At 68.0% G+C, this 519-nt stretch carries 1 protein-coding gene; it reads left to right on the plus strand.

The genetic code is table 11. From position 1 onward, the window contains the following. The first annotated feature begins 74 nt into the window (after nucleotides 1–74). A complete protein-coding gene (locus ACL02R_RS30065; protein ID WP_398849156.1) occupies nucleotides 75–482 on the plus strand; it encodes a DUF742 domain-containing protein in 408 nt (135 codons plus the stop codon). The last annotated feature ends 37 nt before the right edge of the window (nucleotides 483–519 follow it).

Here is a 519-nt window from a genome sequence, read left to right on the forward strand (position 1 = left end):
GATCGAAAGCTCCCCCCACATGAGCACCATTGACCGCCTCGCCGATCACTTGCCATCAGCTCGGAGGAGCCATGATCACCCCGCCCCCTTCCCAGGGCTCGTACGGTGCGTCGCATCATTACGGCTCGTTCGACGACGAGGGCGACCAGCCCCTGGTGCGTCCCTACGCGATGACCGGTGGCCGGACCAGGCCGCGGTACCAGCTGGCGATCGAGGCGCTGGTGAGCACCAGCGCCGACCCGGTGCAGCTCCAGGGACTCCTTCCCGAGCACCAGCGGATCTGCCACCTGTGCCTTGAGGTGAAGTCCGTCGCGGAGGTTTCCGCGTTGCTCTCCATCCCTCTGGGGGTGGCCCGGATTCTGGTGGCCGACCTGGCCGAGGCCGGGCTCGTGGCGATCCACCAGCCGGGTAACGAGGGCGAGGGTGGCCAGCCAGATGTGACACTGCTCGAAAGGGTGCTCAGTGGACTTCGCAAGCTCTGACGGCGCGGCGAGCCCGCCCTCGGCCCGGAACACCACG

It is taken from the genome of Streptomyces sp. MS19 (assembly GCF_047200595.1).
Classification (GTDB): domain Bacteria; phylum Actinomycetota; class Actinomycetes; order Streptomycetales; family Streptomycetaceae; genus Streptomyces.